The sequence below is a fragment of the Mycobacterium sp. NPDC049093 genome (genome assembly GCF_040704635.1).
Taxonomy (GTDB): domain Bacteria; phylum Actinomycetota; class Actinomycetes; order Mycobacteriales; family Mycobacteriaceae; genus Mycobacterium.
This window is the reverse complement of sequence record NZ_JBEZJS010000027.1, coordinates 1-2,181: the sequence shown is the minus strand read 5'-3', so window position 1 is coordinate 2,181 and position 2,181 is coordinate 1. Positions and strand designations below refer to the sequence as shown.

The window sequence follows — 2,181 nt, the reverse complement described above, 5'->3', positions numbered from 1 at the left end:
CTGGTGTCCAGGCTGTTTCATCCATGGGTACCGGGTCGGTAGGCGAGAGTCACACGATTGCTGCGTGATTCATCGGATGAAAATGCAGTGATTCAGTTGACATAACGGTCGTTATCGGCAAACGCTTACCGGGGCCGTCGGGGAATGGAAGAGGCGTGCGAAAAATAACTTATTACCTTTAGTACCAATAGATTTCGGAACCATGGCGGCCTCGTAGTGTCGAGCCTTTCGATTCCTCATAGCAAACATATTACATGCAATCGACGGCTACACAGTGCAAACTCCGCAAAGAGTTCTGCGCCGAACAGGACACGGACGCCAGCTCATTTCTCGGCCGAACGGCCGTCAAAGTTCACGAACCAACATCCAGGACCAGGCTCCGGCCGGTACATCCGATCGGCACACACATCGCAGTGAAATACCCGATGGATAGTCCCGCAATCACATGCCTGGCTCCCGACCTGATACTTACCAGGCACCAGGGGATGGCCGTAGCGGCAATATTCCGGTGGACCCGGCTCCGCCCAGCCCCGGCGCGTACGTCTCAACCCATGATCGCTCATACGTTCGGATTATCCATCGAGCGGGCCTGACGTCCAAGGACGGCGGCACTGTCCGAGAACTGTCACAGTGACGGGCCGACTCACTCTCAGCGATCCTGGACCGGACACCGGCGAACTGCGCTCCGGTCGCGGTAGCCCATGTCGCCGTAGGTTGTCAGGTTGTCAGAGGGCAGCGTTAACGTGGCCTGAGCTGGGTCGGCTGGGAAAACGAGGTGGATTGATGTCGCGCAAACGGTTATCGCGGAATATTGGTGCAGTGCGGTACTGGCATGCCGGGTGGAGCGGCCGGCGACCCGGCGATCTGCTCCTGCCCCTAGCTCGACAGCAAAATCGCTATGCCGAGATCATGCGAATCTCGGTGCCGCAGGCCCGGCGTCACAGTGCCGACCCCGACCTCGCGTCCGGCCGCATCTATGACATCAACAAACTCTATGTGACCACCAAACGCGACTTCGCTCACGCATGGTCTGTCTGCGTCCCCGACGCTTCGCTACGGCCAAACCTGAAGCTACTGTTCGGGATTGAAGGTACTGCGTACTACGAGGTGGAAATCCTCGATGCTTCTGGGCATCCGTTGACGACCCCCCCGGAGCCAGACCCTGATTACCCTGGAGGCGGCAGCTTCCAGGTCGAGATGGCGCGTGTTTTGGCAGTGCACCGGACGCAGATGGGCCTGAGTGCGGCACAAGCACACATGGACCGGATGGCCACAGCGCACCTCAACGACTGTTGAGGCTCGACACCACTCGAGAGCTCCGCTACACCGATCTGCCGTGCCACTTCACATGGTTGCAGGCACTTGCCCAATGATGTTCGAGCAGACTGTTGTTGATGTGTCCAAGCAGATGGTCACCGTCATAGTGCCCGCAGGGACGGCCTTTCCACGACTGGATCTGGTGGTACACACCGATGTCGCCACACTTTGTGCAGGTGAACCAAACGCCTGTGTGCCACGACCATCGTGACTTCGCACCGGCCTCCTCGCTGCCCGCAAGCCAGCCACCGGGCCACTCCCCACTAAACTCACCGAGAACCCCTGCCGCAGGATGAAACTCGGAGTCTGCGGCTGCGGTGGCATCAAGTTCTCCTGGCAGCGGACTCAGCCCTAGGATCAACACATCGTGCTGCCAGTTGCCGTGCAGTCCATGTTCAATCTTGGGCACGGCGTCGTAGTAGTCGTCCAGAAGAGTGGCCGGCTTGATCTCGACCAGCAAGGGCTCGGCGCCGTCGATGAGGAAGTCAGGGATGTAGGCGTCGCCATCGAAGGGTTCGTAGGTCGTTCGCCAACCGATCTCGGTAAAGAATGCCGCCCACCGGGCTTCGAGCCGGGAGCGGTATTCGATGCCCCTGTAGAGGGTGGGGTACGGCCGCACGAGCGTGAGTCTACGGCCGTGGGCAGGATCTCAGCGGGCGAAGGTGAAGAACCACCCAACCCACATCCCCGAGGGGAAGTGAGTACGTGCCCATCAAGGACACGAGCGACGCAGAGCAACAACGCTCAAGATGCCGAGGTATCTTGAGGCTGTTATCTGTAGGTCGGTTGCGGGTGTCCTCGACTGTCGCTGACGGTGATCGGGATGGTGTTTGCGACCGTGGGCGACATGCTTATCTGTAGTGC

2 protein-coding genes are annotated in these 2,181 nt (G+C 59.5%); one reads left to right on the top strand and one right to left on the bottom strand.

The genetic code is table 11. The annotated features are described in order from the left end of the window. The first annotated feature begins 783 nt into the window (after window positions 1–783). Entirely contained in the window at window positions 784–1,296 is a 513-nt protein-coding gene (locus AB0876_RS34245; RefSeq protein WP_526044226.1) for a hypothetical protein, read from the top strand. 25 nt (window positions 1,297–1,321) lie between these two features. Here AB0876_RS34245 and AB0876_RS34240 read toward each other — a convergent pair whose 3' ends face one another. Beyond that, window positions 1,322–1,936 (bottom strand): hypothetical protein, encoded by a 615-nt coding sequence (locus AB0876_RS34240; RefSeq protein ID WP_526044225.1) that lies wholly within the window; start codon window positions 1,934–1,936, stop codon window positions 1,322–1,324. Window positions 1,937–2,181 lie beyond the last annotated feature (245 nt).